Annotated in this window: 36 protein-coding genes; 19 read left to right on the forward strand and 17 right to left on the reverse strand. The window is 21.6% G+C overall.

What is annotated here, in order from left to right; genetic code table 4:
* The first annotated feature begins 239 nt into the window (after window positions 1-239).
* The 3 genes from AAHM89_RS11005 to AAHM89_RS11015 all read left to right on the forward strand — a co-directional run bounded on the left by AAHM89_RS11005 (window position 240) and on the right by AAHM89_RS11015 (window position 2,834).
* Window positions 240-662 carry a transposase family protein gene (locus tag AAHM89_RS11005; protein WP_342266309.1) on the forward strand — a complete coding sequence of 141 codons (423 nt, stop codon included), beginning with the start codon at window positions 240-242 and terminating at the stop codon, window positions 660-662.
* Window positions 663-685: 23 nt separating this feature from the next.
* Window positions 686-1,093, forward strand: coding sequence for a transposase family protein (locus AAHM89_RS11010; RefSeq protein WP_339045908.1), 408 nt, complete (start codon window positions 686-688; stop codon window positions 1,091-1,093).
* A gap of 391 nt (window positions 1,094-1,484) precedes the next feature.
* A complete protein-coding gene (locus tag AAHM89_RS11015) occupies window positions 1,485-2,834 on the forward strand; it encodes a hypothetical protein (RefSeq protein WP_342266369.1) in 1,350 nt (449 codons plus the stop codon).
* Here the strand turns inward: AAHM89_RS11015 and AAHM89_RS11020 are convergent.
* Both AAHM89_RS11020 and AAHM89_RS11025 read right to left on the reverse strand, forming a co-directional pair.
* Window positions 2,831-3,022, reverse strand: coding sequence for a hypothetical protein (locus AAHM89_RS11020; protein WP_342266370.1), 192 nt, complete (start codon window positions 3,020-3,022; stop codon window positions 2,831-2,833). The genes AAHM89_RS11015 and AAHM89_RS11020 overlap by 4 nt on opposite strands.
* 110 nt (window positions 3,023-3,132) lie before the next feature.
* Entirely contained in the window at window positions 3,133-3,333 is a 201-nt protein-coding gene (locus AAHM89_RS11025; RefSeq protein ID WP_338960314.1) for a hypothetical protein, read from the reverse strand.
* Between the two features lie 298 nt (window positions 3,334-3,631).
* Between AAHM89_RS11025 and AAHM89_RS11030 the strand changes: the two genes are divergently transcribed.
* Complete coding sequence (locus AAHM89_RS11030; protein WP_342266371.1) at window positions 3,632-4,447, forward strand: Mbov_0401 family ICE element transposase-like protein; 816 nt, start codon at window positions 3,632-3,634, stop codon at window positions 4,445-4,447.
* 183 nt (window positions 4,448-4,630) lie between these two features.
* Here the strand turns inward: AAHM89_RS11030 and AAHM89_RS11035 are convergent, their stop codons facing one another.
* Genes AAHM89_RS11035 through AAHM89_RS11045 form a run of 3 tightly spaced genes read right to left on the reverse strand, consistent with a single transcriptional unit; the run spans window position 4,631 to window position 5,483 of the window.
* Entirely contained in the window at window positions 4,631-5,038 is a 408-nt protein-coding gene (locus tag AAHM89_RS11035; RefSeq protein WP_339045908.1) for a transposase family protein, read from the reverse strand.
* Between the two features lie 23 nt (window positions 5,039-5,061).
* Window positions 5,062-5,259 carry a hypothetical protein gene (locus AAHM89_RS11040; protein ID WP_342266372.1) on the reverse strand — a complete coding sequence of 66 codons (198 nt, stop codon included), beginning with the start codon at window positions 5,257-5,259 and terminating at the stop codon, window positions 5,062-5,064.
* Window positions 5,220-5,483 carry a hypothetical protein gene (locus AAHM89_RS11045; protein WP_342266373.1) on the reverse strand — a complete coding sequence of 88 codons (264 nt, stop codon included), beginning with the start codon at window positions 5,481-5,483 and terminating at the stop codon, window positions 5,220-5,222. Before AAHM89_RS11045 ends, AAHM89_RS11040 begins: the two co-directional genes overlap by 40 nt.
* Before the next feature lie 480 nt (window positions 5,484-5,963).
* Between AAHM89_RS11045 and AAHM89_RS11050 the strand changes: the two genes are divergently transcribed.
* From AAHM89_RS11050 to AAHM89_RS11110, 13 genes are all read left to right on the forward strand, one after another.
* On the forward strand, window positions 5,964-6,176 hold the full coding sequence (locus tag AAHM89_RS11050; protein ID WP_174480025.1) for a hypothetical protein: 213 nt from the start codon (window positions 5,964-5,966) through the stop codon (window positions 6,174-6,176).
* 18 nt (window positions 6,177-6,194) lie between these two features.
* Window positions 6,195-6,329: a hypothetical protein gene (locus tag AAHM89_RS11055; protein WP_342265887.1), complete on the forward strand. Its 135-nt coding sequence runs from the start codon at window positions 6,195-6,197 to the stop codon at window positions 6,327-6,329.
* On the forward strand, window positions 6,319-6,546 hold the full coding sequence (locus tag AAHM89_RS11060) for a hypothetical protein (RefSeq protein ID WP_342265888.1): 228 nt from the start codon (window positions 6,319-6,321) through the stop codon (window positions 6,544-6,546). Before AAHM89_RS11055 ends, AAHM89_RS11060 begins: the two co-directional genes overlap by 11 nt.
* Entirely contained in the window at window positions 6,539-7,192 is a 654-nt protein-coding gene (locus AAHM89_RS11065) for a PD-(D/E)XK nuclease family protein (protein ID WP_342265889.1), read from the forward strand. The genes AAHM89_RS11060 and AAHM89_RS11065 overlap by 8 nt, the downstream gene beginning before the upstream one ends.
* The gene (locus tag AAHM89_RS11070; protein WP_174480767.1) at window positions 7,182-7,406 is read left to right on the forward strand and encodes a hypothetical protein; all 225 of its coding nucleotides are present in this window, start codon (window positions 7,182-7,184) and stop codon (window positions 7,404-7,406) included. Before AAHM89_RS11065 ends, AAHM89_RS11070 begins: the two co-directional genes overlap by 11 nt.
* Window positions 7,399-7,590: a hypothetical protein gene (locus AAHM89_RS11075; protein ID WP_338977522.1), complete on the forward strand. Its 192-nt coding sequence runs from the start codon at window positions 7,399-7,401 to the stop codon at window positions 7,588-7,590. Before AAHM89_RS11070 ends, AAHM89_RS11075 begins: the two co-directional genes overlap by 8 nt.
* A 9-nt stretch (window positions 7,591-7,599) precedes the next feature.
* Window positions 7,600-7,743 (forward strand): hypothetical protein, encoded by a 144-nt coding sequence (locus tag AAHM89_RS11080; RefSeq protein ID WP_342265890.1) that lies wholly within the window; start codon window positions 7,600-7,602, stop codon window positions 7,741-7,743.
* The gene (locus tag AAHM89_RS11085) at window positions 7,736-8,560 is read left to right on the forward strand and encodes a RecT family recombinase (protein WP_342265891.1); all 825 of its coding nucleotides are present in this window, start codon (window positions 7,736-7,738) and stop codon (window positions 8,558-8,560) included. Before AAHM89_RS11080 ends, AAHM89_RS11085 begins: the two co-directional genes overlap by 8 nt.
* A 15-nt stretch (window positions 8,561-8,575) precedes the next feature.
* Window positions 8,576-8,758, forward strand: a complete 183-nt coding sequence (locus AAHM89_RS11090) for a hypothetical protein (protein ID WP_342266086.1) — start codon at window positions 8,576-8,578, stop codon at window positions 8,756-8,758.
* Window positions 8,759-8,821: 63 nt separating this feature from the next.
* Window positions 8,822-8,962, forward strand: a complete 141-nt coding sequence (locus AAHM89_RS11095; RefSeq protein WP_342266087.1) for a hypothetical protein — start codon at window positions 8,822-8,824, stop codon at window positions 8,960-8,962.
* A 70-nt stretch (window positions 8,963-9,032) separates the two neighbouring features.
* Window positions 9,033-9,188 (forward strand): hypothetical protein, encoded by a 156-nt coding sequence (locus AAHM89_RS11100; RefSeq protein ID WP_342266088.1) that lies wholly within the window; start codon window positions 9,033-9,035, stop codon window positions 9,186-9,188.
* A 14-nt stretch (window positions 9,189-9,202) separates the two neighbouring features.
* On the forward strand, window positions 9,203-9,460 hold the full coding sequence (locus tag AAHM89_RS11105; protein ID WP_342266089.1) for a hypothetical protein: 258 nt from the start codon (window positions 9,203-9,205) through the stop codon (window positions 9,458-9,460).
* A 4-nt stretch (window positions 9,461-9,464) separates the two neighbouring features.
* On the forward strand, window positions 9,465-10,292 hold the full coding sequence (locus AAHM89_RS11110; RefSeq protein WP_342266090.1) for a hypothetical protein: 828 nt from the start codon (window positions 9,465-9,467) through the stop codon (window positions 10,290-10,292).
* 37 nt (window positions 10,293-10,329) lie between these two features.
* Here AAHM89_RS11110 and AAHM89_RS11115 read toward each other — a convergent pair whose 3' ends face one another.
* From AAHM89_RS11115 to AAHM89_RS11170, 12 genes are all read right to left on the reverse strand, one after another.
* On the reverse strand, window positions 10,330-10,536 hold the full coding sequence (locus AAHM89_RS11115; protein ID WP_342265895.1) for a hypothetical protein: 207 nt from the start codon (window positions 10,534-10,536) through the stop codon (window positions 10,330-10,332).
* Between the two features lie 17 nt (window positions 10,537-10,553).
* Window positions 10,554-10,676, reverse strand: coding sequence for a hypothetical protein (locus tag AAHM89_RS11120; protein ID WP_338973392.1), 123 nt, complete (start codon window positions 10,674-10,676; stop codon window positions 10,554-10,556).
* 4 nt (window positions 10,677-10,680) lie between these two features.
* A complete protein-coding gene (locus AAHM89_RS11125) occupies window positions 10,681-12,414 on the reverse strand; it encodes a hypothetical protein (protein WP_342266374.1) in 1,734 nt (577 codons plus the stop codon).
* Window positions 12,398-13,180 carry a hypothetical protein gene (locus AAHM89_RS11130; protein ID WP_342266375.1) on the reverse strand — a complete coding sequence of 261 codons (783 nt, stop codon included), beginning with the start codon at window positions 13,178-13,180 and terminating at the stop codon, window positions 12,398-12,400. Before AAHM89_RS11130 ends, AAHM89_RS11125 begins: the two co-directional genes overlap by 17 nt.
* 5 nt (window positions 13,181-13,185) lie before the next feature.
* On the reverse strand, window positions 13,186-14,376 hold the full coding sequence (locus tag AAHM89_RS11135; RefSeq protein WP_342266376.1) for a hypothetical protein: 1,191 nt from the start codon (window positions 14,374-14,376) through the stop codon (window positions 13,186-13,188).
* Between the two features lie 2 nt (window positions 14,377-14,378).
* On the reverse strand, window positions 14,379-14,585 hold the full coding sequence (locus AAHM89_RS11140; protein ID WP_342265899.1) for a hypothetical protein: 207 nt from the start codon (window positions 14,583-14,585) through the stop codon (window positions 14,379-14,381).
* Window positions 14,586-14,587: 2 nt separating this feature from the next.
* On the reverse strand, window positions 14,588-15,070 hold the full coding sequence (locus AAHM89_RS11145; RefSeq protein WP_342266377.1) for a hypothetical protein: 483 nt from the start codon (window positions 15,068-15,070) through the stop codon (window positions 14,588-14,590).
* Between the two features lie 16 nt (window positions 15,071-15,086).
* Entirely contained in the window at window positions 15,087-17,906 is a 2,820-nt protein-coding gene (locus AAHM89_RS11150; RefSeq protein ID WP_342266378.1) for a hypothetical protein, read from the reverse strand.
* Entirely contained in the window at window positions 17,875-19,182 is a 1,308-nt protein-coding gene (locus AAHM89_RS11155) for a phage portal protein (RefSeq protein ID WP_342266379.1), read from the reverse strand. The genes AAHM89_RS11150 and AAHM89_RS11155 overlap by 32 nt, the downstream gene beginning before the upstream one ends.
* Window positions 19,183-19,185: 3 nt before the next feature.
* Window positions 19,186-20,538: a phage terminase large subunit gene (locus AAHM89_RS11160; RefSeq protein WP_342266380.1), complete on the reverse strand. Its 1,353-nt coding sequence runs from the start codon at window positions 20,536-20,538 to the stop codon at window positions 19,186-19,188.
* On the reverse strand, window positions 20,532-20,927 hold the full coding sequence (locus AAHM89_RS11165; RefSeq protein ID WP_342266381.1) for a terminase small subunit: 396 nt from the start codon (window positions 20,925-20,927) through the stop codon (window positions 20,532-20,534). The genes AAHM89_RS11160 and AAHM89_RS11165 overlap by 7 nt, the downstream gene beginning before the upstream one ends.
* Window positions 20,928-21,086: 159 nt before the next feature.
* The gene (locus AAHM89_RS11170) at window positions 21,087-21,251 is read right to left on the reverse strand and encodes a hypothetical protein (protein WP_342266382.1); all 165 of its coding nucleotides are present in this window, start codon (window positions 21,249-21,251) and stop codon (window positions 21,087-21,089) included.
* 220 nt (window positions 21,252-21,471) lie between these two features.
* Between AAHM89_RS11170 and AAHM89_RS11175 the strand changes: the two genes are divergently transcribed.
* Both AAHM89_RS11175 and AAHM89_RS11180 read left to right on the forward strand, forming a co-directional pair.
* Window positions 21,472-22,647 (forward strand): Mbov_0401 family ICE element transposase-like protein, encoded by a 1,176-nt coding sequence (locus tag AAHM89_RS11175; RefSeq protein WP_342266383.1) that lies wholly within the window; start codon window positions 21,472-21,474, stop codon window positions 22,645-22,647.
* Window positions 22,648-22,851: 204 nt separating this feature from the next.
* Window positions 22,852-23,172 carry a hypothetical protein gene (locus AAHM89_RS11180; protein ID WP_342266070.1) on the forward strand — a complete coding sequence of 107 codons (321 nt, stop codon included), beginning with the start codon at window positions 22,852-22,854 and terminating at the stop codon, window positions 23,170-23,172.
* Window positions 23,173-23,398 lie beyond the last annotated feature (226 nt).

Below are 23,398 nucleotides of genomic sequence, written 5' to 3' on the forward strand. Positions count from 1 at the left end.
TCGCAATATTTCTAGTAAACAATTCGTACTTTATTTTTAACATCTTATGCAAAAAAAATTTAAAATCTATAAACAATAATTTTATTTATCAATCATTTTTAAATTAAATTTTCAATTAAATTATCTAATATATCAAAAGACATATTCCGTAATTAAATTTTTTAAAAGTCAATTAATAATTTTAAAATTTATTTTATAATTTTGTTATTAACAATAAATTTAGAAAAGTGTTGATAAAAATGATTTTTGAAAATTTAAAAAAATTAAAAAATGAAGAATTTTACAGATATTTTGGTATAAAACGTTTTCATTTTAATGAAATGTTAGAAAAATTAATTGAAATAGAAAAATTAGAAAAAAATAAAGGTCGAAAAAATAAACTTTCAGTAGAAGAAAGATTAATGATGACTTTATTATACTGAAAAGAATATTATACTTTTTTTCAAATGAGTATTAAATCTAAAATGAGCCCATCAAGTTGTTTTCGAAATATTACTTGAGTAGAAAATAAACTTAGTAACCACAAAGATTACCAATTTTTAAAAGAAAGATATAAATTAAAAATTGATAAAAAACAAGAAAATTCAAATGAATTTCAATTTTATTTAATTGATTCAACTAAGATTGAAATTGAAAGACCAACTAAAAAAAACTACAGTTAGAATATTTTTCTGGTAAAAGTTGAATGTATTCTATAAAATTTCAAATTGTATATGATTTTTTTAATAAAAAAATTGTTGATATTTTTGCTGATAATGGTAAAGTGCATGATTTTCAAATATTAAAAAATTCAAATCTTGAATTTTCAGAAAAAACAATAATTATTGGTGATTTAGGATATCAAGGTATACAAAATATTTATAAAAATACAATAATACCAATTAAAAGAACTAAAAATAAAAAATTAACTAAACAAGAAAGAAAATACAATAAGATTGTATCTAAAATTAGAATTAAAGTTGAACATGTCTTTGCTTGATTGAAAAGATTCAAAATTTTAGTAAATAAATGTAGAAAATCTAAATTTAGACTTATGTACTTAAGATTTAACTTACTTTGTGAAATTTTTAATAAAATAAAACCATTAAAATAAAAAAAATATTAAAAATATTTTTTTAAAATTTAAATTTTTATCGAGTTAATATAAAAATATTATTAACAATTTTTTGTTTAAAATGTAAACTCATTTTTTAAACTATTTTTTCAAAAAATATTTATTTCTATATTCAATAACACTAAATAGTTTTAAAACAATTTTATTGACAATTAATTAAATTTAATTACGGAATATGTCCAAAATATAAATCATTAATAATTATTCACAACCTTATCAAAATCCAAAAACAAGAAGTACTAAAAGTATTACTATTATTAAAATTAAAGATTTTAAAACAAGAGATGGTTATCCAATTATTATTAAATTACAAAAACCATTAGACAAAGATACCAAAGTAATTGGTTTAAAAATTAAAGCGCCTAGAAGCATGATTTTTGGGAATATAAAGGTACTTGGTGAAGTTGACAATATGGAAGTATACCCAAAGTTATTTGTTAAAGATAAGATAGCATTTCCGCTGTTATCAATGCCTATTGAAACTCAACCAAAAGTTAGAATATTACAACAGTGATTTAGTGAACAAATATTACCTTGAAATCTTGCAAAACAATTTATAGGACAAGAAAAATCAGTTTTAGATTTAATTGCTATTGGTGGGGGTAAAGAAACAAGAAAAGAAATTATTAATAATGCAAGAGTAACTAATGCTAAAATTGGTTATGATGTTACTAAAAATTTAAAAGTATGACCATTATCCGATGAAATAGAATTAAAAGATAAAAAATTAGAATCATGATTTTTAGTAGATAACTATAATTTATTTATTTCTACAACTAATAAATTTCATGATGTTGAATTAGAAATAAAAGATAGACCACCAATTGATAGTTTACAAAAAGTATTATTAGATATGCTAACTTATACATATAGTTATAATAGAAATTTTGATGGTGCAAGTTTAAACCCAAATCAATTAAATGATTTAGATAGATTACGTAGTAAATTTGAAGGACAAAAACCAAGTGATGTTATTACTAATTTATTTAAACAATGAGAATTAGATTATCCTAACTATACAAATTTACCACAAGTTAAAATATTAAAACAAATAGTTATAATGTTATCAAAAAATATTTATTCAACCATGTCTATTAATAATAATTTAAATGATGACTATAAATTATTATTGCCTTATTATTTTGAATTAAAATCAAATCCTATACATTCCACTCCTGATAAAGTTTGAGAATTTAAAGATGTAAAAGTAGTATTAAAATCTGCATATTTTGATTTTACGGATATAAATAATATTAAATTAAAAAACAATGACATTAGTCAAAATGAATTATTCAAATTAGATGATAACCAATTTAATTGATTATCCATAACTAATGAACTAGAAAGCAATAATATTCCTTCATTAATTCCTGCTGATTGAACGCTTGGTAATGGAGAATATGGTAAATATTTTACAAGATTAATTATTGATAAAGTTAAAATTGAAAATGCTTTAAATTTATATGGTTCAAATAAATCACAATTATTTTCAAAACTAGAATTTTATAAAGAAATATTGCAAATTGTTAACAATAATGAATTTGAATTACAAATTGAAAATCCGATTAATAACTTAAATCGGATTGAAATTAGTGGTATATTTGGTGCTGGTAATTATGAATTAATTTTAATAACTGATAAACAAGAAATAAACTTACAAAATATTAATTTATTTGATAAATATAATGAAAATATTTCTTATATAAATTTAGAGATTTAATCTTTAAAATATCCCTTGGGATAAGTACCATCTCATTTGAAGTCACTACTTCCACTAGCTGGTTTATTAGCAAAATATAAATATATATCATAATTATTTTTATGTTCTCAAATTGTAGTGTCTCCAAAAACTCATTCATGATTTGGTTTTAAAAATTTATTAAGTTTATTACTTTCATGGATAAGCACCCCCCATGATTAATCCAATTATTGCTAAAAATAATGCTAAAATTGATGTTATTTTATAAAAATTTGTTTTTATTCATGTTTTCATATTAAATTACTCCTTACTTATATTTTTATAAAATTGTACAACGTTTTGAACAACATTTACTTTTTTTGATATTTTGTTTTTGTTTATTGTTTTTTATTTTTTTATCTTCTACTACTTCATTTAAATTTATATGTTCTCATACTTCTTCATTATAAGTGATTGATTGTCTAACTCCGTTTATATTATCTACATATCATGTTGTTGTATTATTTTTAGATGTTTTCATATTAAATTACTCCTTTTTTCCTTGATTTTACTTATAAATTGTACTTAATTTATATTATTTTTACAATATTCCTTTTAAACACAAAATAACGCCTAAATTAAAGACATTTATTTTATGAGACCTATAGACCTATACTATTAATTATATTGAAATTGTTTATTATATTTTAAATATGAAAGTTGTTTTTTTATTTAATTTTAAATTACACTTATATATTTATATAATAAACAAGTAAATTAATATTTTAAATTATTTACAATAAATTTTGATTTTTTTAAAATAGTTAGGAGAAGTAAATTTGAATTTTAATTATAAATGAAATTTTACAGAACAAAATGCAAAAATTGATAAATTAGTTTTAAAACATATAACAAATAAATGAGAAAAAATAGATTGAAGAATAAAAAATACAAGAGATAAAAAGAAATATAAAATTGTTGATTATCAATATCGAATGAGAAAAACTATACATGGATTAGTAACTTATAAAAGAAGAATTTATGAATACTTTGATGAAAAATTGCAAAAATGAGTTCGTATTTGTTTAGTTGATGAAATACTAGAACTGCCAAAATATAAAAGAATAGGTGAAGATATTGAACAAACTATTATTGAATATTTTGCTGATGGAAAAAGATACAGAGATATTTGAGATATTATAAAAAAAGCAAATATTAGTCTTAGTTCTATTCATAGAGTTTTTAAAAATTTAGAAGTAATTGAAGCAAATCCAGTAAAAGTAAAGTTAGAAAAAAATCAGCCTATTTTTGTTGCTATTGATGATGGTCACCGAAAATTTTGAAATTTTAAACGTAAAGGTACAAAACATTCTATGCGATTAATAGTAACATATACAGATAATATTAATCATAAAGTACAAAATAAAAGAGTAAAGGCAATTATAAGACCAACAAAAACAGCAATTGGCGTTAAAAAAACTGCTGAATTTGTTAAAGAACATTGTCAAAAATTTTATGAAAACATTGAACAAGCAAAAATTATTATTTGTGGTGATAGTGCAGGATGAATTAAAGATGTTGCTGATTATTTAGGTGCACAGTTTGTTTTAGATAAATTCCATTTAATTAGAACATTGGACATATTCCGTAATTAAATTTAATTAATTGTCAATAAAATTGTTTTAAAACTATTTAGTGTTATTGAATATAGAAATAAATATTTTTTGAAAAAATAGTTTAAAAAATGAGTTTACATTTTAAACAAAAAATTGTTAATAATATTTTTATATTAACTCGATAAAAATTTAAATTTTAAAAAAATATTTTTAATATTTTTTTTATTTTAATGGTTTTATTTTATTAAAAATTTCACAAAGTAAGTTAAATCTTAAGTACATAAGTCTAAATTTAGATTTTCTACATTTATTTACTAAAATTTTGAATCTTTTCAATCAAGCAAAGACATGTTCAACTTTAATTCTAATTTTAGATACAATCTTATTGTATTTTCTTTCTTGTTTAGTTAATTTTTTATTTTTAGTTCTTTTAATTGGTATTATTGTATTTTTATAAATATTTTGTATACCTTGATATCCTAAATCACCAATAATTATTGTTTTTTCTGAAAATTCAAGATTTGAATTTTTTAATATTTGAAAATCATGCACTTTACCATTATCAGCAAAAATATCAACAATTTTTTTATTAAAAAAATCATATACAATTTGAAATTTTATAGAATACATTCAACTTTTACCAGAAAAATATTCTAACTGTAGTTTTTTTTAGTTGGTCTTTCAATTTCAATCTCAGTTGAATCAATTAAATAAAATTGAAATTCATTTGAATTTTCTTGTTTTTTATCAATTTTTAATTTATATCTTTCTTTTAAAAATTGGTAATCTTTGTGGTTACTAAGTTTATTTTCTACTCAAGTAATATTTCGAAAACAACTTGATGGACTCATTTTAGATTTAATACTCATTTGAAAAAAGTATAATATTCTTTTCAGTATAATAAAGTCATCATTAATCTTTCTTCTACTGAAAGTTTATTTTTTCGACCTTTATTTTTTTCTAATTTTTCTATTTCAATTAATTTTTCTAACATTTCATTAAAATGAAAACGTTTTATACCAAAATATCTGTAAAATTCTTCATTTTTTAATTTTTTTAAATTTTCAAAAATCATTTTTATCAACACTTTTCTAAATTTATTGTTAATAACAAAATTATAAAATAAATTTTAAAATTATTAATTGACTTTTAAAAAATTTAATTACGGAATATGTCTATTATATCGGGCGCATCACTTTAACCCTTAGATTCATAATTGGATAACAAAGAACGATATAACTATCGTTCTTTTTTTGTTAAAAGATTAAAACTTAATAAAACTGTCGTAGAAGTCTAATAGTGAGTACTTTATGTAAATACTTCTATATCAGAATAAAAGAGCATTTAATGTTAAGCAAGTTAAAATGTTACACTGTATCGCTTAATGTAATTATAGATTAATTTGAATAGCCTTATGATGGCTCAGTAAAGAACCCATTAATCTAATTAATAATTACATTTGTATTATGTAAGAAAATAGGGGGTTTTATATATAAATACATACCTCATTAACAATATCATAACACAATAACAAAAATAAAGGAGAAAAATAAATATGTCATACATTTATTTAGTAAAATACAAAGTTAATTATACAGATGAAACAAAATATAAAGTTTTTTGTACTTTTATAGATGCTAATAATTTTCATAGAAATTATAAACATCATTTATTAGAAAATGCTTTTATTACACATTATGAAATATTAGTATTGGAAGTTTATATTTCAAAAGAAGAATCAGACATGATAAATAAAAAACTTAATTAATGAAAGGAAAAAATATTTATGGAATATAGAGAATATAGAATGGTTGGTTCTTGTGATAATTGTAGAAAAAAATCTTCTTTTGGTAATAGATTATGTAATAAATGTTTTTGAATATTAATAGGTAGAAAGGAAAGTTATAAATATGAAAATTAATGGTAAAGAATATGATGGTTTTAAATTTGTTAATAGTTTTTATAGAGATAGATATAAAGAATGTAAAGAAAAAAATATCTCAGATGATTTAATAAATTATGGAATGTTAAAAATATTAGAAAAACTTATTAAAGAAGAAAAAGATATTGATTATGCATTAAAAATTATTGAAGGTTGATATGCTTTTTTAGAAGCCAAACGTGATGGATATGCCTAAATTAATTTTTAAAAAAGAAACACATCAATATTTTTTAGAAGATAAAGAATTAATTTCAGTTTCTAGAATTATTGATAATTATTTAGGTTTTGGATATAGTCATATAGCACCAGAAGTATTAAAAAATGCTTCAGTTCGTGGTAAATGAGTTCATAAACTTAATGAATTATATTTACAAAATATTAATCAAGAAAATATTATTAATAATTTATTAAAAAAATTAAAACCAGTAACTAATAATATAAATTATTCTTATTGTAAAAAATCACTTATTTTTTTAAAAGAAAAATTTAAAGATAAAAATAATTATGAATTTATTATTGAAAAACCTATTACTGATACTTTAGTTGCAGGAACACCAGATTTAGTTTATTTAGATAAAAAAGAAAATAAATATTATTTAGTTGATTATAAAACATATGCTTGTATTGATGAAGATAAATTCAAAAGAATTAAATTACAATTAACTGCTTATTATTGTATGTTACTTGAAAATGGCATAACTCCATCTTATAAAACTTATGTTTATTTAACTAATAAAAATACTCAACAAGAATTAGAAATTGAAATATCAAATGAATTAATAAATGAATGATTTAAAGCAAAAATAAAATATTTTAAAGGAGAAGATAAAAATGGAATATAAATTGGAATATTGTAAAAATAAAAAATGTAATTTTAATGAATTATTAGTTAAAAATCTTAATGCTAGAATTGAATTTTTAGAATATCAAATTGAAGAAATTAATTTAAATCAATTAAATTTATGAGAATTAGATGTTTTAAGAGGTCAAATTAAAGAATTAAATATTTTGAAAAATAATATTAAAGAATGATTAAGAAGAAATAAAAATGATTAATGAAAAAACAATTAAAGAAAAAACTATTTATTCTTGTAATTCAATTGAATTTGATAAGTTACCTAAAAAATTAGATAGTAATCTAAATAATTGAATTGAGATTAATAGTCATTTAATAGTTAATCCTAGTAAAAATATTGAAATACATTTAGATAATAGATTTAAAACAATTAAAAAATGATAGGAGAAAATTATGGATAAGAAAAGTTCTGGTAAGAAAAGTTCTGGTATGGATAAATCAATTTTAATTTTATTAAAACATATAGGAAAAATTAATAAAAAATTAGATGAAATTTTAGAATTATTAAATAAAAAAGGAGAAGAAAATAATGAGTAATAATAGTAAAAATGAATTAAAAATTCCTAATTTTATTAAAAGTAATAAAGAAGAATTATTAAAATTTAGAAATTATTATGAAATGATTAGAAATTCTAGTAAAGATTTAAGAAATATGAATCAACAAAGTTTATTTAATGCTTTATTTAATTTATACAAATTAAATCTTTCAATTAATCCTATTAAAAAAGAATTAGCATTAATTCCTTATGGTGATGAATTACAAGTTCAAATTCAAGAAGATGGTTGATTAACATTATTACAAAGAACTGGATTAGTAGTTGATTTTCAAAGAGAAAAAATAACAACTGCACATAAATTTAATCAAGAAAATAATAAATGAGAAATAAATCCAGCATTAATTTTTGAAAGAAAAACTATTAATACAATTGGTTATTATTGTTATATTTCACTTTTAGATAAAAATGGAAAAATTAATAATTTTTATAAAGGAATGACTGTTGAAGAATGTCAAGAATGAAGAAAAAAATTTAGTAAAACTAAGCGTGAAGATAGTCCTTGAAATACTAGTTTTGACCAAATGGCATTAAAAACAGTTGTAAAAGCATTAATTCGTGAAATTAATAAAACACCAATTATAGTATTAAATAATCAAGATGATATTAATTTAGCACTTCAATTAGACCAAAGTGTAGTAATTGATGAAGAAACAATTGCTTATAAAGATAATACTGGTGATGAAGTTAAAATTATTAATTCAAATAATAATATTGATAATACTGATATAAATTCTACTTTATCTAAATTAAAAGAATTAGAAAAAGAAGAAGAAATAATAGAAAATTTTGAAGTTTAATAAGGAGAATAAATAATGGAAATTACTACTGAAGATATTATTGATGAATATAAAAACGAATATAAACAAAAATTAATTATTTGATTAAATAAACAAATTAGTATTTGTTTATGTGATTCTTTAAAAGAAGCAGGTAAACTTACTGCTTATTATAAAGTACTTGAATTTATAGAAAATGGAGAATTTGATAATGAATAAATGTGAACATGAAGATGTAAGTATTGAATTAATATTTAGATTAAAATTAGGAGATTTTGAATAATGAATAAAGAAAAATTACTTAAATATTTAAAAAATTTATTTATGGAAACTGATAATTGGGAAAAACAAATAATTATTTCAATGAATTTAATAATACGTCAAGAACTTATTAAAAAAATAGAAAATGGAGACTTTGATTAATGAATAAAGATAATTTAAAACCATGCAAACATTATATATATTATAACGTAGAATATTATTATTTTGGAGAATGTGATATGTGTGATGAAGAAAAGGATGTGAAATAATGACTAAATGAGATTTAGCAAAATGATTAATGGAACAATGATTAGAAGCCAGAAAAAATAATGATAAAGAATATATGCGAATAATACAAGATAGTTTTAATGAATTTGATTGAGAATAAAAGGATGTGAAATAATGAGAAATATTAGAACTGAATGATTTTATAATGAAAAAAGTCCAAAAGAAATAAAATGTCCAACAGTTGGATTATTAAAAAATAAAGAAGATGCTTTATGTTATTTATTAGCATTAAATTTATATCCAAAATTATATCCACAAGATATTTTTTATTCATGAATATTAGAAAATAATCAAACTGGATATTTAATTATAGTTGGTAATAATAGAGATACAGTAGGAAATATGCAATTTAAATTTATAAAAGGAGAATAAAAAAATGCCAAATACAGAAAACCAAAACTCAAATTATACTTTATTAAAATTAATAAGAACTGGAATATCACCATTATCAGCAATGATAGGTACCAGTGCTTATTATGGGCAATTAATAGGAAATCCTATTCTAGGTAGTATAAATGCTTTATTATTTTCAAAAAAATTAGGAATTGATATATGAAATTTAAATCAAATGCCAAGTTCAAAAACTAAATTATTAAATAGTTCTAAAAAAATAGCATTAGGATTAGGAACAATTGGCTTAGCAAATTATGCTAAATTTACTAATTCTTCAATTAACCCTAATCCAACTGAAAGTCCAATAACTACTACTACTATTGACCCATTTCCACCAGATTTGAGACAAAACATAATTTTTATGGGACAAAATAGTGAATTTATGGGACAAATGGATTGAGATACTTATATTTCATTAAATGCTTATGGTATATCAAATCTTATTAATGGAATTCTAGAATTAATACCTAATAAATTTGAAGCAATAAGAAAAATATGTAATATGGCAACTGGTGGTTGTTTGATTAGTAGTGGTGTTGCTATGGGGATAAATAATGATTTTAATAATGCTTATGCAGTACCTACCATAATTGCTGGTGCAAGTGAAATAATCCATAATTTACTTCCAATAGAAACAAATCATAGTAGAGAAATGCAAGAAACTTCATTTACAAATGAAACTGCAAGATTAATTAATGATAATAGATTTACTATTAATAGTGAAACAAGTAGTCAATATGGAACTAATATGAGTGATGTAATTTTAGATAATGCTTCATTAAATTGAGATTATAATCACATGAGTTTATAAATAAGTAAAAATGCCTATTAAAGGCATTTTTTTATTATTAATAAATACTTTTTACTTCTGGTTGTTTATTAATAGAATTTAATTTAGTTTGTAATTTATTAATTTTATTTTGTTTTTTAAGTGCTTTTTTATTAGGGTCTGTTAAAGATTTACCAAAAGCAATAAATGCTTTTCCTAATTTAATTAAAACATAACCCCCATTAATACATAAATTAGCAACTATAATAATTGTTGTAGTATCCATATTAAATCACCACCTTTCTAAAATATTTGATTAATTTTTAATACAATTTTTACAATAATAAATATAATTAAACCAGCAGTTGCAGAAGATAATAAAACTCCAATTAAACCTAAAATAATCTTTATAATTTTAAAAAACATAATATTATTCCTGTAATTCTTCTAATTTTAAAAGTTGTCCAAATGTAAAAGGATATGGAACAGTAGTCATGAATATACTATTTTGATTTACTTGTAATCACGTATATGAACCATCTGTATATATAAAACTATCTAAATATTCTGTATTATTATTTCCACTATATATAAATTCTTTATATATTCATGAATATTCTGTTTTATCATTAGTAGCACAATAATTGTAATAAATACGATATATTTTATTTTTAATAAAATTAAATTGAATAGTTTTATTATCTTTTTTTGTTCCTACTTCTTTTCATTGTGGAATACTTGGACTTGGTGTTGGAGTATTTGGTAATTCAATATCTCAATAATTTTCTTCTATTTCATTAGTTTCTAAACTTCTTGAATTAATTTTTAATTTTGGTGTAACATCAACTTTAACTGTATTTTGTAATTCTTCTAATGAAAAAATATTTGCATATTTTTCATTTCCACCTTCTAAAATTAATTGTCATTTATTAATATCTAATAATTGTAAATATAAAATACCTTCTTCATTATTAATTAAACCTTTTGTAAGAAATATTTTAATTCCATGATTTCCACCTAAATAATTACCTGTTTTAAATTCTACTGTTATTCTTGTATTTACTTGATGAAATGGTGGAGATTCCCATGTAATAATTACTCTATAAAGAGTATTAAAAGCAAGATTAAAATCACCATATTTACGATTATTTATACTTTTACCTATTATTTTTCAATTTTCTTTATCTTGTTTTTTATTTATTTCATTAATAGCACCAACAATATTTTTATTATTAGTTTCTAATCTTCCATAAGTATTATTAAGCAATAATGAGATAGCAAGAGAACTATTTGAACTATCATTTATTCATAATTGGTCTCTATCATCTTTATATGTAAAATATCCTTTCATAAAAACAGATTTTTTATAATAATTAGTTAAATCTGGTATTTTATTATCAACATATTCTTTGTTAGTTGCATCAGTTTCAAAAGTAGGTGTTCCAACATCAATAATTCTTTTATTATTAGCAATAATACCTTTATCATCTTTTAATTTAACAAAATTAATATTATCTTTATCAACTTCTCATAATGAATCAATATTACTATCAACATGAATTTTTAATTTAGGTATAGTATCACTAACATTATCTATTTTTATACCAGTACCTTCAATTAAACTCATTTTTTGTAAAAATGTTTTATTACCAGAATCTCAAGTAATTAGTTTAGTATCACTTTCATCAAAAATACTAGGAGTATTAAAATTATCTGTATTACATGAAATAGGATTATTAATTGCTTTTCTTGGAGTATGTAAATTTGCTTGTTGTAATAAATTATATACTTCCATTAAAACATAATCTGGTTCACTTGGTGGACTAATACTACTTGATAAACCATTACCACTAATTGAAACACTACTTCTTATAAATGCCATTCCAACAGTTAAATAATATATAGTCATTCTTGCGGTTGCTCTTTTAACTAATTGTTTTTGAGTAGTATTAAGATTATCAAATCCAGTTTGTTCAATTAAATTACCAGTAATAGTATTAATTCTTTCACTTGATATAGCAATTGCCATAATAGTAAAATCAGTTTTAGTATTATCAGTAGTAGTTTGGTCAGCATCTGGTATAAAACCATATATAGTTTTTAAATCATCTTTTGTAATATAATTTAAATTTACATTTCAATCAATATTATTTTTGTTTTCCATAATTTTTAAACCTTTCATATCCATGTACTGCTTGTGATTTATTAACTACACCAATAACTGATTTATATTTCTTTTGTTGAATTACTTTTTTACCTATATTTTTAGAATTCCTACGTGCTAAATATTCTTTATCTTCTTTATCTAATCCACCATGATAATATTGCCTTATAAGTATTGAATTAGCCCCAGTACCATAAGCACCAGTTGCTTTACACATATCAATTCACATTTCTTTTGATATCATAAAGTAATCATATGATTTACTTAAATTAGTTCTATATGTTAATGTAGCAATACCATAAGTACTAGACTGTTGTTGTATTACTGGAGTTCATATACCACCTGCTAATGCACTACTAGAAAGATTTACATAAACTCCAATCATACTGTCATAATCTTCTTGTGTTAAAGAATTCATTATTATTTCTTTACCTTTATCCATTAATGACTTACCATTTAAATATTGTTTTTGAATATGTTGTAATTTTGCAATATTATTATTAGTAATATGTGTCATTATTTTTTTATGAATTACTGGTAAATTTGTTAATTTTTGTAAAACTTGTTGAAATTCTGATAATTCTTTTTGTGATTTACCTTGTCCTAAAATTTTTGACATTAATTGATTTTTTAATATTCCTGCTGGATTTTTTAAAAAACTATTAAATAATGAATTACTTTTTTTAAATTTTTCTATATATTCAGCAGTTTGTATATCAGTAACAGCAGTTTCTAATATTATTCTTAATAATAATATAATAGGCATTTAAATTACTTCTTTGTAAAAGTTACTTGTAAAGAACCATCATATAAAGTTTTACCTTCAACATTAGCACTTGTTGCTGTTAAATCTGAAAAATTAGCATTACCTTTTCGATAATTAGGATTTTTAGCAATAACTGCTTTTTCTACTTCATCTGCAGTTGGTGTTGCACCAGCCATAGTAATAGCACCTAAATTAGTAAATTCAATTGCTGTTGCAATATCTATACTTGAAGTAACTGTAAATCCTTTAACTAAATCTGGTCTTAATGCTTTACCTTCTGAAACTAAAAACTTATGAAAGTTTTTAATATTACCATTAGTTTGTAAAATAAATGTATTATCAAGACCACGATTAAAAGGAAATGCTAATGCTTCTTTATGCACTAATACAGCATCACAACCCCTAAAGTCAAATCCTTCTTGTTTATCAATAACTCCAGCTGGATAATTTCTTCCTAATCATGGACATTCTATAATTTTAATACCACCAATTTCTAATACTTTACCACTAGCTAATGCTTCACTAGAACTTTCACTACCTAAATTAGCATTTGCTAATAAAACTAACGGTTTAAAAAAACTAGATACTCATAATGTATAATCTTCTTCATTTGTACCAATATATTCATCAGTAATTCTTGCTTTTAAAGTTGCTAATGTAGTTGAGATTTTTAATCATAATAATGCTCTATAATCATCTGTTTTAGGATTAGTTGGTAATGTAATATTAATAATGCCATTTTCGTTTGCTGTTTTAACTGCTAATTGAAGTAATTTAGCAACTAAATATACTTCTACTGATTTTGCTTTTGCATCAATTCAACCAGAAACATAACTATCACCCATAGTAATTCCACCATCTTCAAATTTAGCACCTAATCTTTTTAAATCTAATGTTTCAATTTCATAATTAATTTCTTTTGATTTATTTAAAAGAATTTGTTCTGTTCTAATTGCTGTTACATCATTTTCACCAGCACCACGTTTATAATCTTGTGTAATATTACGTTTTGTAACATCATAAATAGCAGTACCAGCATCTAATTGTTCTCTATTCTCTACTGTTGCATTAATTAATGCAACTCTTTTTGATAATAAAACTTTTAAATTTTTAAGATATTTAACTGATAAATCTGCTTTACCACTAGGTGTACTAGGGTCATTAATTGTTGTTGATTGTGTTGTAATAATTGCCATATTTATTCTCCTTTAATTTGTTTTAAATCATTTAATACTTGTTTTTCAAAATTAAGTATTTTTTCTAAACAATTGATACTTTTTTCATATCCTTTAATACTTTCTAAAGTATTTATTATTTCTATACGAGTACTTCTAGTAATATTAAAAATATCAGGATAATCACTTTGAATATTTTCATATTTTTTATTAAATTCTTTAATAGTCATATTTAACCTACCATTCCTAATTTACTAGTATCTACATCTTCTTTTTTATTTTCTTTAAATTTATCTTTTACATCTAAAGAATTACTAATATTTGTATCTTTATTTTTATTAAATAAATGTGGAAAATCTTTATTTAATAATGATAATTCTTCTTCAATATCATCTTTATCTCCAAGATATCTTTTTAATAAATTAATATTTTCTTGTGATAAATCATATTTTTTATAACTTTCTGAATGTCTAATTTCTCTATCTTTATCAGTTTTTTCTTTATATAAAGCATTATATTTTTCTTCTAATTCTTTATATTTATCTTCTAAAGTTGGTTCTTTAGACTCTTCTTTTTCGGGCTCTTTTTTATCCTCAGATTCAGATTCTTTTTCAGTATTTTCTTCTGATTTTACTTCTTCTTTAGTTTCTTCTTGTTCATCTTTTTCTTTTTCTTCCATACTATTACCTTCTTTCATTTCATTTTCATTTAACATAATTACCACCACCTTTCTAAGTTGAACTTTTTGGATTAATTACCAATGATGTAGTTTGTAAGTTTCAATTGGCATTAGTTTTAATATGAGGTAATCCCATGCTAAATGTAAAAGTTACAATAAATTGATATCTTAGTACTATATATTTATCAAAACTAATATAAGCCACTATTTTAAATCAAATTGATGAAGCAATTGTATTTTCTCGACTTAAATTATCATTTGTTCATAATAAATCATTAACATAAGTGCTATTAATATTATCTGTTGCTTTTAAAGTTGCTGATTGACGAGGATATTTATCGTGGGATTTTTTTTCATTAATAATATTAAATGTTCAATTATCTGTAGCATCATTATGATTCCCAGAATTATTATCATAATAATTAACATGTGATTCAAATTGTGAATTATTTTCATTAATATCTTTTAATTCACTTAAATTAATTTTTATAGGTGTAAACCAATTTTTTGAATTTGTTACTGTTTCATAAATTGCGTTCATATTAAAATTAAAATTAAATGTTATACTTTCATAATCTTCTTTAAATTTATCAAAACTATCATAACCATAATCTTGATATGAAAATAATATTGCTTTACCATAACCACTTAATTCATCATTTATATCAGGTCTCATCTGATAAGGATAATTTGGTCTTATATCATATGAACCTTTAATACTATTATTAATGCCATATTGACTTTGATTACTTAAATCAATAAATATAGGATGTGCTCTTTCTATTAATGGTGGAGGTTGTATTGCTTGTGGATAATTAAATGGTTGGTCAAATTTAAAAGTATTATTTGCTAAAATAAATGTATTTTGAATTAATCTACTATTATTACTTGCTTTACCTACTGTTTGATAAGTACCACTTCAAATACTAAAATTATCATTAACAGCACCACTTCTATTATCTGGCATTGAATAAAATGTTATTTTAAAATTACTTTTTCCTACAACTTTAATATCAATCATATCAATTGCTCATTTTAATATATTAGTATTAGTAAATTTAGGTTCATTTAATAATGGAATTAAACTATTTTCTTTTGGTAATAACGAAATTGTATCTTTGCCACCAGCACCATTTAATTGACCTAAATTTACACTATCATAAATTCCTTGTGAAGAAATACTTCCATCATTAATGTTAAAATTTTGTAAATTAATCCTATCTGTTAAATTAAATGTAAATGATGTCATATGACTTGCTGAACCTAATCCTGCTTGAATTGAATCTGGTGTATCATTTCTAAACATATCAAGTGGTATAGGACTACCACTAGGTGGTGTTGAATATAGTAATTTTGTATAAAAAGTATATAATTCAGCAGATATTAAACCATTTATGTAATTAAATTGTGGAATTAACAAGTTACTACTTAACTTTGCTCCAATATCTAATCCACCAACAAAAGCATTCATAAATGACCCGAATATAGGTATAGTATTAAGATTAATTTTAATTGTTTCTCTTATTGTTAAAGGTATTTCACTAATAGGATTATAAATAAAATAATGTAAAGCATTTATAGTATTTAATTGCTTAAATTTATTATTATTCATATTATAATGAGTATTACCAATAAATTTTTTATTATTTTTATTATAATATTGAAAATATGGATTACCAGCAGTTGCATAATTATAATCTTCTATTTCAGCACCATTTAAAAAATTATTATCTCAATAATTTACTAATCTATTTGATACATCAACTTTATTAGTATTTTTAGTTTTTTCTAAATTAGTAAGTAAATGACCTTCATAATGTTGAGTTGCACCATCATCATATAATGGTAGTACTTCTTTTCTTCATTCTGTATAACCATCCATAGTTGATTGTCCTTGAACAGTTAAAACATAATTAGTTTCTGGTAATGCTTGAAAACTTACTGGGTCATAAGTTGAACATTGATATTGTCATGGAAATAATAATTTACTTGGATATTGTCTATATTTATGTTGTTTAGTATTTTCAGGATTATTATCAATATCTCTACCTCATAATGCTATTGAAATAGGTTTTACTGAACCATAAAAAGATATTTGACAATGTGTTACTGGTAATGGAGTTAAATAATTATCATCTAAAATAATATTATTATTTTCATCTAATGCTGGTAATGCTACTGGGTCAGCAGGTGCACCTAATTGTACATATTGATTAATTGCTAATCCACTATGTGCTAATTTATCATTTAATGAACTAAAAGTACATTGAATATATGCAAGTTCTTTATTTTCATTATTATAAGTTTTACTAGCAACTTCAAGAATATATCATTGTCTATCAACTTTAATAGATTTATCAGTATTTATAACTTTATTAATTTCTGGAATCATATATAACTTATATAAATTTGAAACAATATTATTAATAAAATTAAAATTCTTTTTTTCATTTGGAATATTAATAACTACATTTTTAATTGCTTGTTCTTGAATAAAAGCATTATTTGCTGGAGTTGCTGAATAAGTAATACCTAATTGGTCACTTAAAATATTTCCATAAAATACATCACCAACTTGTAATTGTTTATATGCTTCATCTGGATTATCTTTATTTTGAATAGGATAATAAGAATGGTCTCAAACTGCTTGTATTGCTTCTCTACCAGTAAAGATTTTACTAAATGAAGTATAATCATTAGGAATACTAGTTGGTGGTTTATAACCGGTTTCTGTTGAATTTATAGCACCTAAAATAATAGTAAAAGGACATACACGAAATTGTAAATCTTTATTTTGTGTAAAATCTTTTTCAATTTCACCAGTTGATTTTCAAACTGTTTTAATTAATTGATGATTTATTTTCGGTATCATTTTTAGTTTCTCCATCAATATCTTTTACTAATTTATTATCAAAATCAATTTCTTCTTTTCTCATTCTTCTATTTTCTTCAAGAATGTTCATTGCTTCTTCTTCACTAACACCTTCTTCTTGCACAAGAATACGTTTTCTATTAGTTAAATCTAATGCTAATTTTCTCTCATTAATTTCTAATGATTTTAATCTATCTATAATAGTATTTTCTTTAATTTCAAATGTTCATTTAGATTTATCACCATCTAATCCCATTAATATAAAACATCTTTGAAATATTTCATTTCAATCACTTTGATTTAAAGTTCTTTTAATTCTTGTAGTTTCCATATCTCTTGAATTAGTAATTAATACTTCTGCTTCAGTTTTTTGACTAGTAGTATCATTTACTGGACTATATCCACTACCTTCAAATGCTTTATCAATAATAAATTGTATAAATTCTGCATATTTATCTAATATTGGACTACCTTGTAAAATAGCAATTGGTGGTGTTCCACTAGTACTTCCTAAACTTCTTAAATTTGCTTGTAAAATAAACTTACCTATTAATTTTTTTAAATCAAAAGCAGTTTTAGATTTATTTATCTCTTGTTCAGTAATATCTAAAAATACACGAGTAACATTATATTCAAGTTCATGTTCAATTGATTCAAATGTTTTATTTAATAATTTTTGTAATTTTTTAATTGGAGTCATATCTGGATAATAATCACCAATAACTCCACCAAAGAAATTCTTTTTAGGTAAATTTTGCATAAATTTAACTGGAATAATACCTAAATTATGATTTTCTATTAAAGGTAATTGTAAATCTTTACTTATTTTTTCTTGTAAACCATCTAAAGTAATAAAATCACTAGTAAAATATCTAATTATTTGATTTTGAGTATATGTTGTTTTAACATAAATACTTTGGTCATCATATTGTAACCTTGACCATGTTGATGCACTATATTCAGTTTCTAATACTCTTGCTACTCTTGATTGAGCATATGGTTGAGCAAAATTTAATGAAATTCTACCAGTTTTACTTCTATCAATTTGAACAATACTATAACCATAACCAGATTTAATATGACAATCTTGATAAAATAATGAATCAAAATTATTTCATTCTTTTAATTTTTCAATTGCTCTTTTATAATCATCATCTTCACTTGTTAAAGTATAACCATTACCTCATAGTAATTTTGAAGCATGATTTGCTATAATTTCTTGAAGATTTATCATACATCACTTAGGAGTTAATATTTCAGTATTATGATTATTCATATGTTATTTCCTTTCAAAATAAGGATTTATATTTGCACTTAAATTTCTAATATATGGTTCTATAGCATAATCAAATGCATCTCGTAAATGGTCATTACCTGCTAATGGTATTTGTTTAATACTTTTAGGGTCTCATACAGCCAATCTAAACTCATCTAATAATGCTTGTGCATTCATACTAATATTTAAGCGTTCTGATGCCATTAAAGCGACATTTTTACCTATTCTAAACTCTAACCTTAACTTCACACAATCTTTAAAATATAATCATGAATTAACTTGATATTTAATTGCTGTATCATTTAACATTTCAATAAATGTATAATTACTAAAATCACAATATACAGTTAAACCATATTCATATAACAAATTATTTTCTTTTGCTAATTTGATATAAAATTCAACTACTAATCTTGCTAATTGTTTATTATCATAACGAATTAATTTATTCTCTATTTTTAAACAATCAATAACATTAACAAATTTAAAATTATAATCAAAACCTATTAATACACATGCTAAAGCATCATCTTTAAACCCATAATCTAATCCAGCACTAAATCTATAACTTGGTTGTAATAATCTACTAATCTTATGAATAAGATGTGAATATATTCCACCAGATTCATAACCTACTAAACCATGACTTCTTACTCTTGCAGATATTGGGTCTAATTTTTCTATTTCTAATAATTGATGCTTATCACTATCTTTTAAATGAGTATTTAATTTTCAATTTTGATAATGATAAATAGTATTATCAATAATAGTAAATTGTTCATATTCATTAATAATTTGTTTTTCATTTTGTGGACAAGCATTTATAGTTTTTTTAATAAATTCATTTAAAATACTTCAAGGATTACAACTTTCAATTTCTAATAATTGATTTGCACCACGAATTGCATCTTTTAAATCTTGATAATCATTTTCAGTAATTTCATATCTTTCATCACTTCATATAATTACATAATCATATAAATAATTACTTGCTAATCCAGTTAATTTAACATTACTATTATCTTGTGAATGTAAATATTTACAAGTTATTTTACTACCATTAAATTCAATAGTTTTTTTAGTTTCACTAATAATAAAATTAATACTAGGATAGGTTGCTCTAATAATTTGCTTTAATTCTTGTCAACTATCATTTAATTGTTTTGACATATTACGAATTAAATAAGCATGAATATTAATATTTTCTAACATTAATAAAATACCTAAGAATTCAATATCACTAAATGTTTTACCAGATTTACGACTACCTAATTGTTTAATTTTATTAATATTTAAAGGTTGTTTTAAATACATTCTTTTAGCAATATCTAATAAATAACCAAAATTACTTAACATTTATTCTTACCTTTATTTTCTAAACTAATTGCTATAGGGGCTGTATTATCACTACTTTTTATATCAATTTTTGTAGATAAATGATATTCTTTCACAAATGCTCTTTCTAAATATCATGCAGTATTATTTGCATTTGCTTTTAAATATCTTTGTGTATTAATATGGCGTATTTGTAAATATGCTCAATTAATTTGTTGTAAAAAAGTATTTCTCTTTTTTTGTTTTCAACTATAAAGAGTATTTTCTGTAATATCTAAATAAACTAACATACCAACTTTAGTCGGCACTTCTTCAGTTTTTTTACATTCCTTAAAATATTCTTCTAATTTTTCTCTTAATGCTTTTGCATCATTAAAAATTGTTCTTATTTTTATTTTTTCTTCTTGCACATAAAAATCTCCTTTCATATGCTTTAAAAAACGAAAAATTATGATATAATTAATATAATCTTTAAGTTAAACATCTCAAACTAACTTATTAACTTTATTAATTACTTCATATATTCTTTTATTTAATTTTTATAATATAATTATAACAAAAAATAGCATTTATAGTGCTATTTTTTTATTTTTTCTTCTTTTATTTTTGATTTTTTTTATTAAATAATCTATTAAACATCACATAATACCTAGTCCTATTACACCTACACCTATTAATAATCATTTAGGGTCTTGACCATGATGTTCAATATTTGTTAAGTACTGTCCTAGCATTTTTTATTTTCCTTTTCTATTTATATTTTTCTTTATTGTACATTATTTTATTAAAAAAGAAAAGATAACTAATAAAAGTTATCTTTTAAACGTAAATAGAATTTGCAGTTTATTTTATCGTTCTTTAATATTATACTCTAAAACCAAACATTTTTCAACAATATTTTAATAAATTTGATACAATGCTTGGAGTTAAATGTAATGGAAAGGTGTTAAAAAAATGTTTAGTTTTAAAGAATTTCTAAAATCTGAAATCACTAATATTTTAGCAAAATATTTTCAAAAAATCCATGATTATGATGAATATTTTTTTCTAAATAGAGATAAAAATCAATATAAAGTTGCTTGAACATGTAATAGAACAGTAAATACTCCAATTGGAATGGATACTTTTAGACAAAGAGTTTATTGAGATAAAATTAATAAAAAAACTTATTATCCAATTTATGAAGAATTTGGTATTAAAAAAAGAGCAAGAATTACTAATGATTTATATTTTGATATATTAGATAATTTAATTGAAAATTTAATAAGTAAAAAAGGTTATTTTAATATTCAATCAGAATTTAAATATACTTCTTTTTCTAAAAATCTTATTTCAAGAATTTTTAAAAATGCAAAAATTGAAAAATGAATACCAGAACAAAAATTTAAAGTATTAGATAATGAAAAATTAAATATATGTGCAGATGATGCTTTTGTTACTTGTTGAGATGAAAATGGTTTAAAACAACAATATTGTTGTAGACTTTTAACTTATAATTTAGGAAGAAAAGAAATTTATTCATATAGAAATAAATTAGATAAAAAAATAACTTCATTTATGTTATTTAAAACTGGTAATGGTTTAAATCAACATGAATTATATCAATTTACAACACAAACTATTCTTAATCATTATGATATTAATTTAAATATATTAGGTGTTCAATGAGATTATCATAATTATAATTTAGTTGTTGCTGGTGATGGTGCATTGTGAATTAAAGCAATGGCAAGTTGATTGGGATGTTATTATATTTTAGATAAGTTTCATGCTTTAAATTATTTATGAAAATTTTTTGTTGGAGTTCGTGGTAAGAAAAAAGAAACTCATGATTGAACTAAATATATTGAAGGTGCTACTACTTTTTCAAGTGGTGATTGTAATGAATTACTTTCTTTTTTAAAATCTAATGTTAATGAAAAAACTTATAATTATTTTAAAAATAATGCTCATGGTATTGTAAATCAAAATGCTTCTTGAAATATTGGTTGTAGTGCTGAAAGTGATGTTTATCATTTTTTAAAATCTTTAACTAATGGAGCAAAAATATATAATTATCAAACATTAAATAATATGTTAATTGCAAAAGCAAATTATTTAAACACTAGAAGTTATCTTAATAGTACTTAATAAGTTAAAATTTTATATTTTTAAAACCTAATTTTAAGATTAGGATTTTTGTGTTATTTAAATGTAATTTTGAAATTATATTTTTTAATATTTTTAAAATTTATGATATAATTTAATTAACAAATCATAGAATTTGCAGTTATATTGTTAATGTTACTCATAATTCTAAGGGTTAATCTCATACGTCCATTATATCTTGGTATAATGGCGGGAAATAAAGGAAAATATTTAAAAGAATATAATTACTGTAAAAATTTAATTAATAATGGTCAATATGAACAATTAATTGATTATTTATATAAAGAATTAGATAATCATAAAAAATTAAAGAAAAAATATTTTAAAAATAATAAACAAGGTATTGAAAATCAAGGTGCAAAATGAAATATTGGTTGCTTTACTGAAACTAATATTTGACATGTTTTAAAAGAAATGCTTGGTAATAGAACTTATAATATTTCAATTTATATTAAAATGGTTATTTTTAAATGTAATAAGATAAATACAGAGATACAATTATTATAAATTAAAATTTAACTTTTTTTTAAAAATCAAAATAGAATAAAACTTATTAAATGTGTTTTAATAAGAATTTTTGTTGTGTATAAATATTAAATTTATTTTTTAATTTTTTAGTAATTTTTAAAAATAAGTATTTTAGTTGCATTTAAGTTAAAAAAATTATATTATTTAAATACAATTTCATAAAAATCCAAATTATTTCTTGTCTAACATAATAATAAGACTATAT

Origin of the sequence: Spiroplasma endosymbiont of Villa modesta (genome assembly GCF_964030925.1) — a bacterium.
GTDB lineage: Bacteria > Bacillota_I > Bacilli_A > Mycoplasmatales > VBWQ01 > Spiroplasma_E.